Raw genomic sequence first — 18,858 nt, 5'->3', positions numbered from 1 at the left:
GCAGATGCGCCGCCGGGCCGAACTCGCCGAACACCCCTTCGGCACCCTCAAATGCCGGGCGGGCTACCGCCACTTCCTCGTCCGCGGCTTCGACAAGGTGCGCGGCGAATGGAGCCTGATGGCGCTCTGCTACAACTTCTCCCGCGTATTGAGCATCCTCGGAATCGACAGCTTCATGGCCTATCTGGCCAATTGCCATCCACATTGGGCGTTCTGGCTGCTTAACGCCGTCACCCGCCTACAAGCCACGGCACCGCGCTTCCAAGCAAAAATACGCCCGACCCTCGGCTACGCCATATAATCAGGGGCGAAACACAATTCTTGCCCACTCTCTTCGCTCCATCCGGGCTACGGAGTTATTGCGTGGCTCCGACCGCATCACATATTCCGTCATTGCGAGCGCAGCGAAGCAATCCAGAATCTTTCCGCGGAGGCAGTCTGGATTGCTTCGCTACGCTCGCAATGACGACGGAGAGAAATCCCCATGGCCAAAGCCGCAGCCGCTGCAGGAATCGCCACCGGCCAATGCCTGTGCGGCAAGGTCAGCTTCGAGATCGACGTGCCCGCGCGCTGGGCCTGGCACGATCATTCTGCCAGTAGCCGCCGCGCCCATGGCGCGGCCTACGCGACCTATGTCGGGAGCTGGAAAAAGCGCTTTCGCATCACCGCTGGCAAGGCCGCGCTCACGCATTATGAAGACAAGGCCACCAAGACCACTCGCAGCTTCTGCTCGCATTGCGGCACGCCGATCGCCTATGAGCGCCCGCGCGGGCCGCACATGGTCAATATCCCCCGCGCGCTGTTCAACGAGCGCACCGGCCGCCAGCCACTCTATCACATCGCGATCGAAGAGCTGCAGGAGTGGGCCTATACCGGCGAGCCGCTGGTGCCGCTCAAAGGCTTTCCGGGCGTGGTCTGGCAACGCTCGAAAAAGAAGAAGCGCGCGGGTGGCGAGGACCCGTTCGAACTCGGGCGCGACGAGATGTAGCTGCGCCCTCCTGCCCCGGACGCAGCGCAGCACCGCTTCGGTGATGCGCTGCTGAGCCGGGGCCCACGCATCGGCGAACTCCGCACAAATCTGGGTCCCGGCTCTGCGCCGCAACGCTGCGCGCTGCGTCGCGTCCGGGACACGAGATCGTCGCACGCAACGCAGCCATGACCGCACTTCCTTGCGCGCCTCCCAAGACTTCGGTCATCATGCTCCCGTCCTTGCGGCAACGTCCGCTCCTGGAGGAAACATGAAGAACAAGATCACCGGCCGCTCCGCCTTTCTCGCGTTGCTCAAGGACGAGGGCATCACGCATCTGTTCGGCAATCCCGGCACCACCGAGCTGCCGATCATGCACGCGCTGAAGGACCATCCTGATCTCACCTATGTGATGGCGATGCAGGAGAGCCTGGTGGTGGCGATCGCCGATGGTTACAGCCGCGCCTCCGGAAAGCTCGTCGCCTGCAATGTCCATGTCGCGCCAGGCCTCGGCAACGCGATGGGCTCGCTCTACAACGCGCAGTTCACGGGCACGCCGATGATCCTCACCGCCGGCCAGCAGGAGCAGGGCCACGGCCTGATGGAGCCGGTGCTGTACGGTCCCTTGGTGCGCATGGCCGAGCCGCTGGTGAAATGGGCGGTCGAGGTGACGCGGCTGGAGGACCTGCCGCGCATCGTGCGCCGCGCTGCCAAGGTCGCGACCACGCCGCCGACCGGCCCCGTGTTCATCTCGCTGCCTGGCGACATCCTCAATAGCGAGGCCGGCATCGATCTCGGCCGTTCCACCCGCATCGACGCGCGTACCAAACCACCGGATGAGGCGCTCAGGGCCTTTGCTGCGCGGCTTCTGAAAGCCGAGCGTCCTGTGATCGTCACCATGGACGAGGTCGTCAAGAGTGATGCGCTGAAGGAAGCGGCTGAATTGGCCGAGTTGCTCGGCGCCGCCGCGTATCAATCCTCGACGCCCTATGGTTCGCACTTCCTCTCGGAGAGCCCGAGCTTCGTCGGCACGCTGGCGCGGGTTCAGAAGGCGGCGCGCGATACGCTCGCGCCCTACGATCTCCTGATCGCGCTTGGCGGCGATCCCCTGCGCATGTCGGTCCATAGCGAGGTCGTTGCGCTGCCGGATGGTCTCGGCATCGTGCAGATCGGTCTCGCGGATTGGGAGATCGCCAAGAACTACGGCGCCGAGATCGCGCTGAAGGCGGATTTGAAGGAAACGCTGCGCGCGCTGATCCCCGTGCTGAAGGAGCTGGGCGGCACAACGCTCGCGAGCCGCGCCAGGCAACGTCTTGCCGAGCTTGCGCCGAAGAATTGGACAGCGCGCCGCGCCGCGCTGATCGAGCAGATCAGCAAGAGTGCCGGCCGCACGCCGATCGATCCGGACTTTCTGGTGCTGCAAATGGTCGAGGCCATGCCCGACCATGCCATTCTCGTTGACGAAGGGCTCACCTCCAGCCGCCAGATCACGAGCCTGCGTCCGCACCGCGATCGCTACGGCTATCACGGCCTCGCCTCCGGCGGCATCGGCTGGGGCCTGCCGGCCTCGGTCGGCGCCAGCATCGCCAATCCGGATCGCCCCGTCGTGTGTTTCTCCGGCGATGGCAGCGCAATGTATTCGATCCAGGCGCTGTGGACGGCGGCGCATCACAAGCTGCCGCTCAACGTCGTCATCGCCAACAATGGCGGCTACCGTATCATCAAGCAGCGCCTGCTTGCCTTCCATGGCGATGACAATTACGTCGGCATGGATTTCGTCGATCCGCCGGTGGATTTCGCCGGCATCGCGAAGGCGCTGGGCTGCGAGGCGATTAGGGTGAGCGATCCGCGGGAGCTGAAGGCAACGCTGGCGTCAGCGTTCGGCCGACCGGGGACGAAGCTGATCGAGGTGATGGTGGATGGGAAGGTTTGAGACGCGATCGAGTTCCCACACACTCAGTGTCATCGCCCGGCTTCGACCGGGCGATCCAGTATTCCAGAGACAGCTGTTGTCTACGGAGAAGCCGCGGCGTACTCGATGCCCCGGTCAAGCCGGGGCATGACACCGAGTGTGTGGTGGCTACCCCTTGTTCCCCACGCGATACCCCGCCGCCGGATGCGGCGCACCTAACCGCGCACGGCCGGCGCCGAACAGCTTCTCCCGCAGCGTACCCTTGGCATAGTCCGCCTTGTATCGTCCGCGCCGCGTCAGCTCCGGCACCAGCATGTCGGCGATGTCCTCGAAATCGCCGGGCGAGACCGCAAAGGCGACGTTGAGGCCGTCGACGTCGGTCGCCTCGAACCACTGCTCGATCTTGTCGGCAACCATCTCCGGCGTGCCGACCACGACCGGGCCGGCGCCGCCGATGCCGACATGCTCGATGACGTCGCGCACGGTCCAGACCCGGTCGGGGTCGGCACGGGTGACGTTGTCCATCGCGCTGCGGCCGGCGTCATTCTGGACGTGCCGCACCTGCTGGTCGAGGTCGTAGCCGGAGAAATCGACGCCGGTCCACCCCGACATCAGCGCCAGCGCGCCTTCCGGGCTGATGTGGCGGCGATAGTCGGCGTATTTCTCTTTCGCCTCGGCTTCCGTCCGTCCCAGGATGATCGTCATCATCGAGAACATCAGGATTTCGGCCGGGTTGCGGCCGAGCGCAGCGGCCTCCTGCCGGATTGCTGACACGCGCGGCGCGATCACCTTGGCCGACGGTCCCGACATGAACACGCATTCGGCATGCTTTGCCGCGAACTGCCGGCCGCGCGGCGAGGTGCCGGCCTGGTACAGCACGGGCGTGCGCTGCGGCGAGGGCTCGCTGAGGTGAATGGTGTTGTTGATGCGGTAGTTCGCCCCCTCATGATTGACGCGATGCACTTTCGTGGGATCGGTGAAGATGCCGCGCTCGCGATCCCGCAGCACAGCGTCGTCCTCCCAGCTTCCTTCCCAGAGCTTGTAGACGACCTCCATATATTCGTCCGCGATGTCGTAGCGGTCGTCATGCCCGGTCTGCTTGTCCTTGCCGGCGCCGCGCGCGGCGCTGTCGAGATAGCCGGTGACCACGTTCCAGCCGATCCGCCCCTCGGTGAGGTGATCGAGCGTCGACATCCGCCGTGCGAACGGGTAGGGCGGCTCGAAGGACAGATTGCTGGTGACGCCGAAACCGAGATTTTGCGTCACCGCCGCCATCGCCGAGAGCAGCAGCAGCGGCTCGTTCGACGGCGTCTGCGCCGCATTGCGCAAGGCTGCGTCAGGGCTGTTGCCGTAGACGTCGTAGACCCCGAGCACGTCGGCCAGGAACAGCCCGTCGAAGCGGCCGCGCTCCAGCGTCTTGGCGAGATCGATCCAGTAGGGCAGGCGGTTATAGTCGGCAGTGCGGTCGCGCGGATGGGTCCACAGGCCCGGTGACTGGTGTGCGACGCAATTCATCGCAAAGGCGTTGAGCCGGATCTGCTTGGCCATGATGTCCCTCGGCACTCTGTACTGAGCACTCTTCGAATGGTAGACGTGCGCCCGAATTTGGCGAAGTTCTTGCATATCCTAGACTTGGATGTCTCGGCCTTGGCAAGGCCAAAATCCGTAGCGCTGCCGCGCTTGGCAAGCCGATCTCAAGAGAGCAAGAACGAAATCCCAAGAGAACTCCAAGAACTATCGACGTCCCCGCCACTTTCGAAGTCCCGCCCGTCTCGGGTAATGTCCTTCGTCCCAAAACCTCGAAAAGCAAGTCATGACCAGAGCCGACGCCATCGCCCGCGCCCGTGAGGATTTCAAATCCGGTGCGTTCCTCACCGAGCTCGACCGCCGCGTCGCTTATCGGACCGAGAGCCAGAATCCGTCGCGCGGCACTGAGCTGCGCGCCTATCTGGAACAGGAAATGCAGCCGGCCTTTGCTGCGCTTGATTTCACCAGCCGCATCGTCGAATCCCCGAGCGGCAAGGCGCCGTTCCTGTTTGCCGAGCACCACGAGAGTGCCTCAGTGCCGACCGTGCTGATCTACGGTCATGGCGACGTCGTCGATGGCATGGAGGGGGAGTGGCGCGATGGCCGCGATCCCTGGCGCACGACGGTTGCGGGCACGCGCCTCTATGGCCGCGGCACCGCCGACAACAAGGGGCAGCACAGCATCAACATGGCGGCGCTCCGCGCAGTGCGGGAGGCGAGAGGCGGCAAGCTCGGCTTCAACGCCAAATTCATCGTCGAGATGGGCGAGGAAATCGGCTCGCCCGATCTCGGTAAGGTCTGCGATCTCAATCGCGACGCGCTCAAGGCCGATCTGTTCATGGCCTCCGACGGGCCGCGCCTGTCCGCCGACCGTCCGACGTTGTTTCTGGGCTGCCGCGGTGGCATCCGCATCCATCTGGACGTGAACCTGCGTGATGGCGGCCACCATTCCGGCAATTGGGGCGGCGTGCTCGCCAACCCCGCGACCATCCTGGTCAACGCGATTTCCACGCTGGTCGACGGCCACGGCCGCCTCCAGCTCGACGCACTGAAGCCGCCGCGGCTCACCAACCAGATCCGCAGCTATCTCGCCGACGTGCAGGTGGTGCCGACCGCGGACGAGCCGGCGCTGGCTGAGAATTGGGGCGAGGATGGACTAACGGCGGCCGAACGGCTCTACGCCTGGAACACGCTGGAAGTGCTGGCGATGTCCTCGGGCAATATCGAGAAGCCGGCGAACGCCATTCCCGGCCATGCCAATGCCGTGCTGCAACTGCGTTTCGTGGTCGGGACCAAGATCGAGGGCCTGATCGATGCCATCCGCGCGCATCTGGTCGCGAGGGGTTTTCCGATGGTCGAGGTGCGGGCGGCCCAGAGTTTTGCTGCATCGCGCACAGACTTCGACAGCCCCTGGATCAAATGGGCGGCGGATTCGGCACAGGAGACCACCGGCAAGGCGCCGGCGGTGCTGCCGAATTTCGGCGGCTCGCTGCCCAATGACGTGTTCTCCGAGATCCTGGGCCTGCCGACGATCTGGGTGCCGCACTCCTATCCCGGCTGCTCCCAGCATGCGCCCAATGAGCACATCCTGCTGCCATTGACCGAAGAGGCCTTGACGGTGATGGCCGGGCTGTTCTGGGATCTCGGCGAGTTGCCGGCGCCGTTAACCTGAGCCTTTGATCCAGCCGAAAGTTACATTCTAATCCGGCTCGATTTGTGCTTGCATCCGGGCCGCATCATCCGAAAGGGGAAGAAAAAGTGAAACATTTCCGTCACATCGGGCTCGCGCTGGCCGCAACCTTCGTCGTCAGCCAGGCCGGGGCCCAGGGGCTGACCGGCACGCTGAAGAACATCAAGGACACCGGCGCGATCACGCTGGGCTTCCGCGACTCCTCGATCCCGTTCTCCTATCTCGACGACAACCAGAAGCCCGTCGGGTTCGCGATGGACATCTGCTACAAGATCGTCGACGCCGTGAAGAAGGAGCTCAAGCTCGACAAGCTCGAGGTCAAGCTCAACCCGGTGACCTCGGCAACCCGCATCCCCTTGATGGCGAACGGCACGATCGATCTCGAATGCGGCTCGACCACCAACAACGCCGAGCGCCAGAAGCAGGTCGCCTTCACCAACACCCACTTCCTGACCGCCAGCCGCTACGTCTTCAAGAAGTCGAGTGGCCTGAAGTCGATCGACGATCTCAAGGGCAAGTCGGTGGTCTCGACCGCCGGCACCACCAACATCAAGCAGCTCACCGAAGCCAACGTCGCGAAGGGCCTCGGCGCCAACATCATTCCGGCCAAGGACCACGCCGAAGCCTTCCTGATGGTCGAGACCGACCGCGCGGTCGCCTTCGTGATGGACGACATCCTGCTGGCGAGCCTCGTTGCCGGCTCGAAGTCGCCGAACGACTATGCCATCTCCAAGGACGCGTTCTCCAAGCCCGAGCCCTATGGCATCATGCTGCGCAAGGACGATGCCCCCTTCAAGAAGGTGGTCGATGCGGCGACGGCGGCCCTCTATACGTCCGGCGAAGCCCAGAAGATCTACGACAAATGGTTCACCCAGAAAATCCCGCCGAAGGGTCTGAACCTCAACACGCCGATCTCGGCCGAGCTGAAGAACGAGTTCGCCAAGCCGACAGACTCGCCGAACCCGGACGACTATAAGTAATATAGACCTCGATCTTTCGATCGGAATCATGTCCGGCCACTCTTGACACCAGGGTGGCCGGACATTTGCATAGGCGCCGGGACATCCATGACTGGCGCGTTCGCGCGGGGGACACGTGAACTACAACTGGAACTGGGGAATCTTTTTCCAGCCGAACCCGATGGGGACCGGCACCTATCTCGACATGCTGCTGGCGGGCCTGGTGCTGACCCTCAAGACCGCGGCGCTGGCCTGGGTCATCGCGCTGATCACCGGCTCGATCGTCGGCGTGATGCGGACGCTGCCGTCGAGGGGCGCCACCTGGTTCGGCTTCGCCTATGTCGAATTCTTCCGCAACATGCCGCTCCTGGTGCAGCTGTTCCTGTGGTTCTTCGTGCTGCCGGAAATCCTGCCGAAGGCCGCAGGCCTCTGGTTGAAACAGCTGCCGAACGCGCCGTTCTGGACGGCCGCGATCGGCGTCGGCTTCTTCATGTCGGCGCGCGTGGCCGTGCAGCTGCAGGCCGGCATCTCGTCGCTGCCGCGTGGGCAGAAGATGGCGGCAACCGCGCTGGGTCTGACCACGGTGCAGGGTTATCGCTACGTGCTGCTGCCGATGGCGTTCCGCATCATCCTGCCGCCGCTGACGTCCGAGTTCCTCAACACCATCAAGAACACGGCGGTCGCGATCACCATCGGTCTGCTCGAGCTGACCGGACAGGCGCGCTCCATGCAGGAATTCTCGTTCCAGGTGTTCGAGGCCTTTACCGCCGCGACCATCCTCTACCTCCTCGTCAACGCCGTCGTCGTGACCGCGATGCGCTTCCTCGAGCGCTGGGTTGCGATCCCCGGCTACATCACGGGGAAATAAGCGATGCTCGGCAATTTCGATTTCGACGTCATCCGCCGCGCGCTGCCCTACCTGTTCTACGAGGGCATGACCTTCACGCTGACGCTAACGGGACTCGCGGCTCTCGGCGGTCTCATCTTCGGCACGGCGCTCGCCCTGATGCGCCTTTCCGGCTTCAAGATCCTTGGCCGCATCGCCGGCGTCTATGTCGACTTCATGCGCTCGCTGCCGCTGGTGCTGGTCATCTTCTGGTTCTACTTCCTGGTGCCCTATATCGGGCAGTGGCTGACCGGCGCCTCGCGCCCGATCAGCGTCGGCGCGTTCGCATCCTCGCTCATCACTTTCATCATGTTCGAGGCGGCGTATTTCTCCGAGATCATGCGCGCCGGCATCCAGTCGATCTCGCGCGGGCAGCCCGCCGCGGCCAGCGCGCTGGGGCTGACTTACGCCCAGACCATGCGCTACGTCGTGCTGCCGCAGGCCTTCCGCAACATGCTGCCGGTCCTGATCACGCAGACCATCGTGCTGTTCCAGGACACCTCGCTGGTCTACGTGCTGTCGATCACCGACTTCCTCGGCGCCGCCAGCAAGGTGGCACAGCGTGACGGGCGCCTGGTCGAAATGTATCTGTTCGCAGCTGTCGTCTACTTCACCATTTCCTGTATCGCGTCGTTCGGCGTCCGCCGGCTCCAGGCGCGCATCGCCATCATTCGCTAGGTCGGAACGTGGATTTGAGCTCTCGACAGGTGGTGCCCTTCACCTCTCCCATAGGGAGAGGTCGGATCGCGCTAGCGATCCGGGTGAGGGGTTTTGCTCCAACCATAAATCTGAACCCCTCACCCGGCGCTTCGCGCCGACCTCTCCCCTTGGGAGAGGTGAACCGAGTCTGCCGCAGGGCTTGAGAAACACATGATCGAAATCAGCCACGTCAACAAATGGTACACTCCGAGTTTCCAGGTGCTGACGGATTGCACCACCAGCGTCACCAAGGGCGAGGTGGTCGTGGTCTGCGGTCCGTCGGGCTCGGGCAAGTCGACGCTGATCAAATGCGTCAATGCGCTGGAGCCGTTCCAGAGCGGCGACATCCTGGTCGACGGCACCAAGGTCAACGATCCCAAGACCGATCTGCCGAAGCTGCGTTCGCGCGTCGGCATGGTGTTCCAGCACTTCGAGCTGTTTCCGCACCTTAAGATCATCGACAATCTCTGCCTCGCGCAGGAGAAGGTGCTGGGGCGGTCGCACGACAAGGCGCTGACCAAGGGCACGCAGCTTTTGGAGCGCGTCGGATTGAAAGAGCAGGCGCAGAAATTCCCGGCGCAGCTCTCCGGTGGTCAGCAGCAGCGCGTTGCCATCGCGCGCGCGCTGGCGATGGACCCCATCGCCATGCTGTTCGACGAGCCGACCTCGGCGCTCGATCCGGAGATGATCAGCGAGGTGCTCGACGTCATGGTCGACCTCGCCCGCGAAGGCATGACGATGATGGTCGTGACCCACGAGATGGGCTTTGCCCGCAAGGTCGCCAACCGCGTCATCTTCATGGACCGCGGCGAGATCGTCGAGGACGCCGCGAAGGACGATTTCTTCGGTAAGCCCCGCAGCGACCGCGCGCAGAAGTTCTTGTCGAAGATTCTTTCCCATTAATTCCTGTCGTCATTCCGGGACGCGCCTCTTGGCGCGGGCCCGGAATCCATCGAGCGGCAGGACGCGAGGCGAGCTGGATTCTCAGATGCGCAATTGCGCATCATAGTTCATTCGCTTCGCGCCGCCCCGGAATGACGAAACAGGGGTGATCGCGACCCCCGTTTCGCGTATAACGCCCCAAATTCCCCATTTCCCGCCAGGAGACCTGCCTTGGACTCGATCGCCTACGTCAACGGCTCATTCGTCCCGCTCTCGAACGCGAAAGTCTCGATCCTCGATCGCGGCTTCCTGTTCGCCGATGGCATCTACGAGGTCTCGGCCGTGCTTGACGGCAAGCTGGTCGACAACGCCTCACATCTGGCGCGGCTGGAGCGCTCGGTCGGCGAGATCAAGCTGAAGTTGCCCGAGACGGTCGAGCGCATCACCGAGCTCCAGAAAGAGCTGATCGCGCGCAACAAGGTCGAGAGCGGTCTCGTCTACCTCCAGGTGACGCGCGGCGCCGACAAGGGCCGCGACTTCGCGTTTCCCAAGGGCGACGTCAAGTCGAGCCTGGTGATGTTCACCTCCGAGAAGGACATCATCAATGCCGCGTCGGCGAAGACCGGCATCAACGTGATCACCGTGCCCGACATCCGCTGGGAGCGGCGCGACATCAAGAGCGTGGCGCTTTTGGCGCAGGTGCTGGCGAAGCAGGCCGCGGCTGAAGCCGGCGCCGGCGAAGCCTGGATGCTGGAAGACGGCTATGTCACCGAAGGTGGCTCGTCCTCGGCATTCATCCTGACACAGGACGATGTCATCGTGACCCGCAAGAACTCCAACGCGATTCTGCCGGGCTGCACTCGCAAGGCCGTGGTGGCGCTCGCCGAAGAGCGCCAGCTCCGCGTCGAGGAGCGTTCTTTCACGGTGGCCGAGGCGCTCGCCGCCAAGGAGGCTTTTGCGACGTCGGCCTCACTGTTCGTCCAGCCGGTGGTCGCGATCGACGGCAAGAAGATCGGCGACGGCAAACCCGGCCCGATGGCAACGCGGCTGCGCGAGATCTACGTGGAGTTCGCCAAGGCGACGGCGGTTTGAGGCGGCGCATCCAGGTGTCATCGCCCGGCTTGACCGGGCGATCCAGTACTCCGAGACGGTCGTGATTGGATCGAGAGGCCGCGGCGTACTGCATGCCCCGCCTGCGCGGGGCATGACGGCGGCGTGAGTTGTGACAGCGACCAACCCTTACGCCACGGACGCCTTCACCTTCACCGGGTGAACCGCGCGGAACGAGATCGCAATCCTGTTCCAGGCGTTGATCGCGCCGATCAGCATGGTCAGGTTCACGGTCTCCTCCTCGGAGAAATGTGCCCGGACCTGCTCGTAGACGTCGTCCGGCGCATGCGTCTTCGAGATCAGCGTCACCGCTTCCGTCCAGGCCAGCGCGGCGCGCTCGCGGTCGGAATAGAGCGGGGATTCGCGCCAGGCGTTGAGCAGATAGATGCGCTGCTCGGTCTCGCCGCGCTTGCGGGCGTCCTCGGTGTGCATGTTGATGCAATAGGCGCAGCCGTTGATCTGCGAGGCCCTGATCTTGACGAGCTCGATCAGTGATTTCTCCAGGCCCGTCGACTGGATCTGCGTCTCCAGCGCCATCAGTGCTTTGATCGTGTCGGGCGCGGCCTGGTAGTAGTTCATGCGGGGCTTCATGGTCGTTCTCCTTTCGTGGGGTGAGGTCAGTGGGCTCCGCCGGCGGAAGTCTGGCCGGGCTTCTTCAGGAAGAGGCCTGCGATCAGGGCCACGATCAGCGCCGCGCCGAGCAGATAGAAGGTGTCGCTGAAGGCGAGGATATAGGCCTGCTTCTGCACGATACGACCGATCGCGACATAGGCGCGATGCGACGCATCCGCATGATCGAGGATGCCGTGATTGATGAAATATTGCGTGAGTTGCTCCAGCCGCGTGCGCGTCGCCTGCTCGAACACCGAGACCGACTGCATCAGCACGTTGGAGTGATACTGCTCGCGCTTGGTCAGCACGGTCTGCAGCAGCGCGATGCCGACGGCGCCGCCGAGATTGCGCATCATGTTGAACAGGCCGGACGCGGAGCCCGCATTCTCCGGCTCGATGCCTGATGTCGCGACGGCCGACAGGGGGGCCATCACCAGCGCCTGGCCGATCGCCCGAACCACATTGGGCCAGAGCAACTGATCGGCGGCATAGTTGCTGGTCATATAGATATTCATGAAGTTGGAGGCCGCGAACAGGACGAAACCGACACCGATGATGATCCTCGCGTCGAACTTCTGCATCAGCCGCGGCACCAGCGGAATCAGCATGAGTTGCGGCAGCCCGGTCCATGCCAGCACAAAGCCGATCTGCTCGGCGTTGTAGCCCTGGATGCGAGCCAGATATTGCGGCAGGATGAAGACCGAGCCGTAGAGCGCGACGCCGAGCAGGAAGTTCGCGAGCATGCCGAAGCCGAAATTGCGGCGCACGAGCAGGCGCAGGTTGAGCAGCGGCTTCTTGACTGTGAGCTCGATGATCAGGAACGCAGTCAGCGCAACGACGGCGATCACCGACAGTTTCACGATGAAGGGCGAGCCGAACCAGTCGTCCTTGTTGCCTTCCTCCAGCACGGTCTGGAGCGCGGACAGGCCGATTGCCATGGTGACGATGCCAGCCCAGTCGCCCTCGCGCAGGAGCGAAAGCTTCATCGGCCTTGCGTCGAGCGCGTACCAGAGCATGCCGACCATGATCGCGCCGGGCACGAGGTTGACGTAGAAGATGTATTGCCAGCCGAAATTCTCGGTGAGATAGCCGCCGATGGTCGGGCCGATCGCGGGTGCAAAGGTCGCCGACAGCGCGAACAGGGCAAGGCCCACCGGCTGTTTTCCGCGCGGCAGCAACGTGATGATCAGCGTGAAGGCCATCGGAATCAGCACGCCGCCGGTGAAGCCTTGCACCGCGCGCAGCACGATCATCTGCGACAGATCCTGCGCCAGCGCGCAGGCCGCGGACAGCGCCAAGAACAGGATCGCGTTGGTAAGGAGATAAATCCGGATCGAGAACACCTGCGCGAGCCAGCCGGAGAGCGGAATCACCACGATCTCGGCGATCAGATAGGAGGTCGAGATCCAGCCGCCGTCGTCGATGCCGGCGCCGATCGCACCCTGGATGTCGGCCAGCGAAGCGTTGACGATCTGGATGTTCAGCACCGCCATGAAGGCGCCCAGTGTCGCACCGATCACGGCGATCCATGTTCTTGCGGAAACCGCCGGCGTGGCGGGCGCAGCAGGGGCGGGGAGGCCGGCTGCGGCGTTGAGGGTGGGTTGGAGCGTGCTCATGGAAGCCTCGTCAGCTTCAGCCGCCGTTCGGACGGGACGTGTTGTCGGCGAGATGCCTGGCCGTCTCGCGTTCGGCCAGCACCGCCTGCTTGGTGTCGACGGTCGGCACCGCGGACATGCCGGGGCGCAGCAGTCCGGTGAGGTTATGATCGTCGAGCACGATCTTCACCGGCACGCGTTGCACGATCTTGGTGAAATTGCCGGTGGCGTTGTCCGGCGGCAGCAGGGCGAATTCGAGCCCGCTCGCCGGCGACAGGCTGTCGATATGGCCGCGCAGGGGCTGGCTGCGGAAGCTGTCGACGCGCAGCTCGACCGGCTGGCCGGGACGCATATGCGTGAGCTGAGTCTCCTTGAAGTTCGCAACGACATAGACCGCATCGAGTGGCACCACGGCCATCAGCTGTGTGCCGGCCTGCACGTACTGGCCGACGCGCAGCGAACGTGCGCCAACCGTGCCGTCGACCGGCGCTGTGATCTCGGTATAGGACAGGTTCAGCGCCGCCTGCTGCGCTACCGCACGGGCGCGCTCGAGCTGGGCCGTCGCCTGGGCGCGCTGGGTGGTGAGCACGTCGACCTTGCGCTGCGCCGCCAAGAGGCCGGATTTGGCGTGCTGCAATTGCGCGGTGCTGGCGCGCAGCGCCGCATCGGTCTGCTGCGCGCGCTGGATCGTGCCGGAGCCCGACTTCATCAGGTCGTCGTAGCGGGCGCGTTCCTCCTGGGCGAATTTCAAATTGGCGTCCGCAGCAGTGACGTCGGCGGTGCTCTGGGCGATGATCGGCTGCTGCAATTCGAGCTGGGCATCGATGTTGCGCACCGAGGCTTCGCCGGCGCCGACATCGGCGCGGGCCTGGTCGAGTGCTGCCTTGAAGTCACGATCGTCGATTTTGGCTAGCGGCTGGCCCGCTTTGACCTTCTCGTTGTCGCCGACCAGCACCTTCGCGATGTAGCCGGAGACCTTAGGCGCGATGATCGTGGAATCGGCCTTCACATAGGCGTCGTCGGTGGATTCGAGGTAGCGGCCGGTGGTCCAATAGTCGTGTCCGAAATAGACGATTGTTGCCGTTCCTGCGAGGAGTGCGAGCACCAACGCCGCGCGCCGGACCAACGTCCGGGAGGGCAGGCGCGGCGGCGTCTTGGAATAAACATCAATGATTTCAGTTGCTTGCTGGAAGTTTTCGGTGCGCGGCATTTCGGACATGGTGGTCTCCTATCGGCGTGCTGAGACTATCTTTCTTTCTTGCTTCGATGATAATCGGCGAAATACCGGAAGGATTATCCATTAAGGGTGGATAGTCCGGGGGATCGCCTTATTGCCTGAGGTCTACCGAACCGGATGTGCCGCTGCCCCAGAGCGATTGCCGCGCCTGTCGAGCAATTGCTGCTAACGAGGGCCCACGCCGCGCGAACCTGTAGGCGGGCGAGACCGCCTGGGTGATCTGTTAGATAATCCCGGCGAATTCCTTGCGATTATCGATCAAGAGCGGATAATCAGGCGGCATGGACCGATTGACCAGCCTCGAAGTCTTCAGCCGGGTGGTCGAGACCGGCGGCTTTTCCGCAGCAGCCCGCAAGCTCAACATGTCGACCAGCATGGTGAGCAACCATGTCCAGGCGCTGGAAGACCGGCTCGGCGTCCGGCTGCTCAATCGCACCACGCGCAAGGTCAGCCTCACCGAGATCGGCAAGGCCTATTACGACCGTGCCACGCAGATCCTCGCCGATCTCGAGCAGGCCGACGACATCGCGAGCGAATTGCAGTCGGTGCCCCGCGGTACGTTGCGCATCCACGTCGCCACGCATATGGTGCCGTTCGTCGCGCCGGTGGTGGCGCAGCTCCTCTCGACTTATCCGGAGCTCAAGATCGACCTGCGCATGGGCGAGGCCGACGTCGACCTCATCGAGGAAGGCTACGACGTCGCCCTGCGCATGACCGCGCCGCCGGATTCGAGTCTGATCGTACGCAGTCTCGCCACTTGGCGGCACGTGCTGTGCTGTTCGCACGATTATCTCGAGAGGCATGGTCGTGTTCAGAAGCTCGACGAACTCGCCGCGCACCATTGTGCGCGTCACTTGAACTATCCTTTCGGCGACGAGTGGCGCTTCTTCGATCGCAAGGGTGCCCCGGCCTCGGTACGCATCTCCGGCCGCTTCGTCACCAATAGCGGGGAAGCGCTGCGGAAGGTGGCACTGGAGGGCGCTGCCGTCTGCCTGATGGCCGGGTTTCTGGTTCAGGACGATCTTGAAGCAGGCCACCTCGTTCGGCTCCTGCCCGAATATCGCCCGGTCGAGATGTCGATGAATGCGGTCTATCCGCACCGCCACCATCTGTCGGCGAAGGTCAGGACCTTCATCGACATGCTCGTGCATCACAGCGCCGAGCAGCAGAAGCTGATCAATCCCTATTCATGAGCGGCGCGGCGGTCAGGCCGCTCGCGCCGTTACCGGCCGCGCCAGCAGGGATTCGACCTCCGCCTTGACCGAGGCGATGGCAGCCTCTTTCACGGGCCCATAGCCGCGGACGTCCATGGGAGCCTTGGCCACGACGATGAGATCTGCCAGGCGTGCCGCGTCGAGCCCGCCGAGCATCCGGTCGATCAGGTCCTCGTACCAGGCGATCAGCTCCCGCTCGGCGCGCCGTTCGGCGGTGTAGCCGAATGGATCGAACGGTGTTCCGCGCAGCCCCTTCAATCGCGCCAGCATGGCGAGCGGCATCTGGATCCACTGCCCGAAGGCGCGCTTGCGCGGACGTCCACGTGCGTCACGCCTTGACGGCAGGAATGGCGGGGCAAGGTGATACTGGATGCTGAAGCCGTCCTCGAACTCGCGCTTCAACTCGTCGATGAAGCCGCTCTGCATGTGCAGCCGCGCCACCTCGTATTCGTCTTTGTAGGCCATCAGCTTGAACAGGGCGCGGGCTACCGCATCGGTCAGGGCCTCGCTGCTCAGGACAGCCTCGGCACGGCGGACCTTCGCAACGATCGCCCGGTAGCGCGCTGCATAGGCTTCATCCTGATAGGCGGTGAGGAAATCGGCGCGGCGTTCAATGAGCTGGTCGAGTGTCTCGACCGTGGGCATATCGTCCGTCTTCGGCAGAAATTCCGGATCGGCAGCGGCGATGCGGCCCCAGGCGAAAGCCTGCTTGTTGCGCTCGACGGCGACGCCATTGAGCTCAATCGCGCGCAGCAGCGCTTGCAGCGAGACCGGCACCAGTCCGTGCTGCCAGGCAAAGCCCAGCATGATGATGTTGGCATAGACGGCATCGCCGAGCAGCCGTTCGGCCAGCGCATTCGCGTTGAGCGTGTCGAGATTGTTGTCGCCGATCACGCGGCTGATCGTGCGCAGGCGGGCAGGCGAGGCGAGGTCGGCGTCGCGGAAGCGGACGACGTCGCCGGTCGGCATCTCCGCGGTATTGATCGCGGCACGCGTGCCGCGGCGATAGGTGCCGGAGGCCTTCGGCGAGGAGCTCACGACAAGGTCGCAGCCGATCAGCGCATCGGCCGCGCCCTGGTCGATGCGCACCTGGTGCAGCACCTCGGGGGAAGCGGCAAGCCGGATGTAGCTCAGCACGGGCCCGAATTTCTGCGCAAAGCCGGTAAAATCCAGCACCGAGACGCCGCTTCGTTCGAGATGCGCGGCCATACCGATCAGCGCACCGACCGTGATCACGCCGGTGCCGCCGACGCCGGTCACCAGCAGGTCATAGGGCCGGTCGAGCATTGCGAACGCGGGCAGGGGAAGCGTCGCGGCGCGGCCGATCGCGTCGATCTGGCTCGCGGTCTTCTTCCGGCGCGTCGCGCCCTCGACGGTAACAAAGCTCGGACAGAAGCCGTTGAGGCAGGAAAAGTCCTTGTTGCAGGCCGACAGATTGATCTGGCGCTTGCGGCCGAACGGCGTTTCCTTCGGCTCGACGCTGAGACAGTTGGACTCGACCGAGCAATCGCCGCAACCTTCGCAGACGAGATCATTGATGTAGGCGAAGCGCTTCGGGTCGTCCATCTGGCCGCGCTTGCGCCGCCGCCGTTTCTCGGTGGCGCAGGTCTGCTGGTAGATCAGCACGGAGACGCTGGGCACGCCGCGCAGTTCGCGCTGCACGGCGTCCATCTCCTCGCGGGGATGGATTGTGACGCCGGTTGGCAGGTCGGGCGGAGAAAATTGCGCGGGATGGTCCGACACCAGCGCGATGCGCTCAACACCTTCGGCGCGGACGCTGTGAGCGATGGCATGCACGCTGATGGGCCCGTCGACCGGCTGGCCGCCGGTCATTGCGACGGCGTCGTTGAACAGGATCTTGTAGGTGATGTTGGCCTTGGCGGCGATCGCCTGCCGGATCGCCATCGAGCCGGAGTGATAATAGGTGCCTTCACCGAGATTCTGGAACACGTGCTTGTGGCCGGTGAATTTCGATGAAGCCGCCCAGTTCACGCCCTCGCCGCCCATCTGGATCAACGAGGAGGTCTCGCGGTCCATCCAGCTCGCCATGAAATGGCAGCCGATGCCGGCCAGTGCCTTTGATCCCTCCGGCACCTTGGTCGAAATGTTGTGCGGACATCCCGAGCAGAAATAGGGTGTGCGCGTCGCGCCTGGGACGTTGATCGTGCGTGCCGCCTCCGGCATCAAGGCGGCTGCCCGCGCGGCGAGATTGAGGCCCGGAAACATCGGGTCGAGCCGCCGCGCCAGAACGGCAGTCAGCGCGCGCGGCGACAATTCGCCGATCCAGGAGATCAGCCGCGCTCCTTGCTCGTCGTGCTTGCCGACCATGCGCTCGGGCTTCGCGCCCGGATAGTCGTAGAAATATTCCTTGAACTGGCTCTCGATGATGCCGCGCTTCTCCTCGACCACGAGAATCTCGCGCTTGCCCTTCACGAATTCCATCGCGTCATGCAGCGCCAGCGGCCAGACCATGCCGACCTTGTAAACGTCGATGCCGATGCTGCGGCAGGCCGCTTCATCGAGGCCCAACAGCCGCAGCGCTTCCATAAGGTCGAGATGCGCCTTGCCCGTGGTAACGATGCCGTAGGTTGCGTTCGGAATGTCGTAGATGTGCCTGTCGATCGGATTGGCCTTGGCAAAGGCGTAGACAGCGTGCTTCTTCGCTTCCAGCCGCTCCTCGATCTGCGGTCCCGGCAGGTCGGGCCAGCGATAGTGCAGGCCGCCCGGTGGCGGCGTGAAGTCGGGCGCACGGAAGTCGCGGGGCGGGCTTAGCGCCACGGAGGCGCCCGATTCCACGATCTCCGAAATCGCTTTGAAGCCGACCCACATGCCGGAGAAGCGGCTCAGCGCGTAGCCATATTCGCCGAATGCGAGGTATTCGCTGACGCTTGCGGGGTGCAGCGTCGGCATGAACCAGCTCATGAAGGCGACGTCGGACTGGTGCGGCATCGAGGACGAAACGCAGCCATGGTCGTCGCCGGCAACCACCAGCACGCCGCCATGCGGCGAGGAGCCATAGGCGTTGCCGTGCTTGAGCGCATCGCCGGAGCGGTCGACGCCGGGGCCCTTGCCGTACCAGAGCCCGAACACGCCATCGACCTCGCGGTCGGCTTGCGTCTCGACCTGCTGCGAGCCGAGCACGGCGGTTGCCGCAAGGTCTTCGTTCACGGCGGGGAGGAATTCGATGCGGTCACGCTTGAGCCGCTCCGGGATGCGCCAGAGCTCGAGATCGATGCCGCCGAGCGGCGAGCCGCGATAGCCGGAGATGAAGCCGGCGGTGTTGAGGCCGCGCGCGCGATCGCGCCTGACCTGGTCGAGTGCGACACGGACGATCGCCTGTGTGCCGGTCAGGAAGACACGGCCTTCCTCACGGTCATAGCGGTCGGAGAGTTCGTAGATGTCGAGCGACGGAATGGCGTCCATGAGGACCTCCCGCGGCATTCCCTGCCGGATCAGCAGAGGGTAGGCCCGGGCGGCTGGTAGGTCTTACCTATCTTTCCTGATAGGAGCTTCGTTCTGGTAGATATGTCCGATTTGGCCTATTATTCGGTAAAATTATCCAGTTTGG

The 18,858-nt window shown here is 64.0% G+C and carries 15 protein-coding genes; 10 read left to right on the top strand and 5 right to left on the bottom strand.

The features are described 5' to 3' along the window. The 3 genes from BLV07_RS48320 to BLV07_RS15590 all read left to right on the top strand — a co-directional run. A partial coding sequence (locus BLV07_RS48320) for a transposase (RefSeq protein ID WP_210187796.1) occupies nt 1-301 on the top strand: 301 nt, incomplete at its 5' end. Nucleotides 302-484: 183 nt separating this feature from the next. Continuing rightward, entirely contained in the window at nt 485-988 is a 504-nt protein-coding gene (locus tag BLV07_RS15595; protein WP_091887057.1) for a GFA family protein, read from the top strand. A 250-nt stretch (nt 989-1,238) separates the two neighbouring features. Then, nucleotides 1,239-2,900: a thiamine pyrophosphate-binding protein gene (locus tag BLV07_RS15590; RefSeq protein ID WP_091887055.1), complete on the top strand. Its 1,662-nt coding sequence runs from the start codon at nt 1,239-1,241 to the stop codon at nt 2,898-2,900. A 147-nt stretch (nt 2,901-3,047) separates the two neighbouring features. Here the strand turns inward: BLV07_RS15590 and BLV07_RS15585 are convergent, their stop codons facing one another. Beyond that, on the bottom strand, nt 3,048-4,427 hold the full coding sequence (locus tag BLV07_RS15585) for an LLM class flavin-dependent oxidoreductase (protein WP_091887053.1): 1,380 nt from the start codon (nt 4,425-4,427) through the stop codon (nt 3,048-3,050). A 265-nt stretch (nt 4,428-4,692) separates the two neighbouring features. Between BLV07_RS15585 and BLV07_RS15580 the strand changes: the two genes are divergently transcribed. The 6 genes from BLV07_RS15580 to BLV07_RS15555 all read left to right on the top strand — a co-directional run bounded on the left by BLV07_RS15580 (nt 4,693) and on the right by BLV07_RS15555 (nt 10,614). Next, a complete protein-coding gene (locus tag BLV07_RS15580) occupies nt 4,693-6,078 on the top strand; it encodes a M20 family metallopeptidase (RefSeq protein ID WP_091887051.1) in 1,386 nt (461 codons plus the stop codon). Nucleotides 6,079-6,164: 86 nt separating this feature from the next. Further along, on the top strand, nt 6,165-7,076 hold the full coding sequence (locus BLV07_RS15575; RefSeq protein WP_091887049.1) for an amino acid ABC transporter substrate-binding protein: 912 nt from the start codon (nt 6,165-6,167) through the stop codon (nt 7,074-7,076). Between the two features lie 115 nt (nt 7,077-7,191). Beyond that, nucleotides 7,192-7,923: an amino acid ABC transporter permease gene (locus tag BLV07_RS15570; RefSeq protein ID WP_091887047.1), complete on the top strand. Its 732-nt coding sequence runs from the start codon at nt 7,192-7,194 to the stop codon at nt 7,921-7,923. A gap of 3 nt (nt 7,924-7,926) precedes the next feature. Further along, the gene (locus tag BLV07_RS15565) at nt 7,927-8,619 is read left to right on the top strand and encodes an amino acid ABC transporter permease (RefSeq protein ID WP_091887045.1); all 693 of its coding nucleotides are present in this window, start codon (nt 7,927-7,929) and stop codon (nt 8,617-8,619) included. A 192-nt stretch (nt 8,620-8,811) separates the two neighbouring features. Continuing rightward, on the top strand, nt 8,812-9,543 hold the full coding sequence (locus BLV07_RS15560) for an amino acid ABC transporter ATP-binding protein (protein ID WP_091887043.1): 732 nt from the start codon (nt 8,812-8,814) through the stop codon (nt 9,541-9,543). Nucleotides 9,544-9,753: 210 nt separating this feature from the next. Beyond that, the gene (locus BLV07_RS15555) at nt 9,754-10,614 is read left to right on the top strand and encodes a D-amino-acid transaminase (RefSeq protein ID WP_091887041.1); all 861 of its coding nucleotides are present in this window, start codon (nt 9,754-9,756) and stop codon (nt 10,612-10,614) included. A 147-nt stretch (nt 10,615-10,761) separates the two neighbouring features. On the opposite strand, the gene BLV07_RS15550 is transcribed toward BLV07_RS15555, so the two are convergent. Genes BLV07_RS15550 through BLV07_RS15540 form a run of 3 tightly spaced genes read right to left on the bottom strand, consistent with a single transcriptional unit; the run spans nt 10,762 to nt 14,058 of the window. Next, the gene (locus tag BLV07_RS15550; protein ID WP_091887039.1) at nt 10,762-11,223 is read right to left on the bottom strand and encodes a carboxymuconolactone decarboxylase family protein; all 462 of its coding nucleotides are present in this window, start codon (nt 11,221-11,223) and stop codon (nt 10,762-10,764) included. Nucleotides 11,224-11,249: 26 nt separating this feature from the next. Continuing rightward, on the bottom strand, nt 11,250-12,860 hold the full coding sequence (locus tag BLV07_RS15545; RefSeq protein WP_091887037.1) for an MDR family MFS transporter: 1,611 nt from the start codon (nt 12,858-12,860) through the stop codon (nt 11,250-11,252). 16 nt (nt 12,861-12,876) lie between these two features. After that, nucleotides 12,877-14,058: an HlyD family secretion protein gene (locus tag BLV07_RS15540; RefSeq protein WP_091887035.1), complete on the bottom strand. Its 1,182-nt coding sequence runs from the start codon at nt 14,056-14,058 to the stop codon at nt 12,877-12,879. A 299-nt stretch (nt 14,059-14,357) separates the two neighbouring features. On the opposite strand from BLV07_RS15540, the gene BLV07_RS15535 reads away from it, so the two are divergent. Further along, entirely contained in the window at nt 14,358-15,269 is a 912-nt protein-coding gene (locus BLV07_RS15535; protein ID WP_091887033.1) for a LysR family transcriptional regulator, read from the top strand. A gap of 12 nt (nt 15,270-15,281) precedes the next feature. Here the strand turns inward: BLV07_RS15535 and BLV07_RS15530 are convergent, their stop codons facing one another. Then, a complete protein-coding gene (locus BLV07_RS15530) occupies nt 15,282-18,713 on the bottom strand; it encodes an indolepyruvate ferredoxin oxidoreductase family protein (protein ID WP_091887031.1) in 3,432 nt (1,143 codons plus the stop codon). Nucleotides 18,714-18,858 lie beyond the last annotated feature (145 nt).

Source organism: Bradyrhizobium sp. Rc2d, from assembly GCF_900099855.1.
Classification (GTDB): domain Bacteria; phylum Pseudomonadota; class Alphaproteobacteria; order Rhizobiales; family Xanthobacteraceae; genus Bradyrhizobium.
Note: the sequence above shows the minus strand (reverse complement) of the source record. Positions and strands in the feature narration are given on the sequence as shown.

Excerpts from the sequence above, each read along its gene's own strand:
- BLV07_RS15595 (WP_091887057.1), top strand. The coding sequence starts at position 485 with ATGGCCAAAGCCGCAGCCGCTGCAGGAATCGCCACCGGCCAATGCCTG.
- BLV07_RS15535 (WP_091887033.1), top strand. The coding sequence starts at position 14,358 with ATGGACCGATTGACCAGCCTCGAAGTCTTCAGCCGGGTGGTCGAGACC.
- BLV07_RS15585 (WP_091887053.1), bottom strand. The coding sequence starts at position 4,427 with ATGGCCAAGCAGATCCGGCTCAACGCCTTTGCGATGAATTGCGTCGCA.
- BLV07_RS15580 (WP_091887051.1), top strand. The coding sequence starts at position 4,693 with ATGACCAGAGCCGACGCCATCGCCCGCGCCCGTGAGGATTTCAAATCC.
- BLV07_RS15540 (WP_091887035.1), bottom strand. The coding sequence starts at position 14,058 with ATGTCCGAAATGCCGCGCACCGAAAACTTCCAGCAAGCAACTGAAATC.
- BLV07_RS15590 (WP_091887055.1), top strand. The coding sequence starts at position 1,239 with ATGAAGAACAAGATCACCGGCCGCTCCGCCTTTCTCGCGTTGCTCAAG.
- BLV07_RS15560 (WP_091887043.1), top strand. The coding sequence starts at position 8,812 with ATGATCGAAATCAGCCACGTCAACAAATGGTACACTCCGAGTTTCCAG.
- BLV07_RS15545 (WP_091887037.1), bottom strand. The coding sequence starts at position 12,860 with ATGAGCACGCTCCAACCCACCCTCAACGCCGCAGCCGGCCTCCCCGCC.
- BLV07_RS15550 (WP_091887039.1), bottom strand. The coding sequence starts at position 11,223 with ATGAAGCCCCGCATGAACTACTACCAGGCCGCGCCCGACACGATCAAA.
- BLV07_RS15565 (WP_091887045.1), top strand. The coding sequence starts at position 7,927 with ATGCTCGGCAATTTCGATTTCGACGTCATCCGCCGCGCGCTGCCCTAC.
- BLV07_RS15530 (WP_091887031.1), bottom strand. The coding sequence starts at position 18,713 with ATGGACGCCATTCCGTCGCTCGACATCTACGAACTCTCCGACCGCTAT.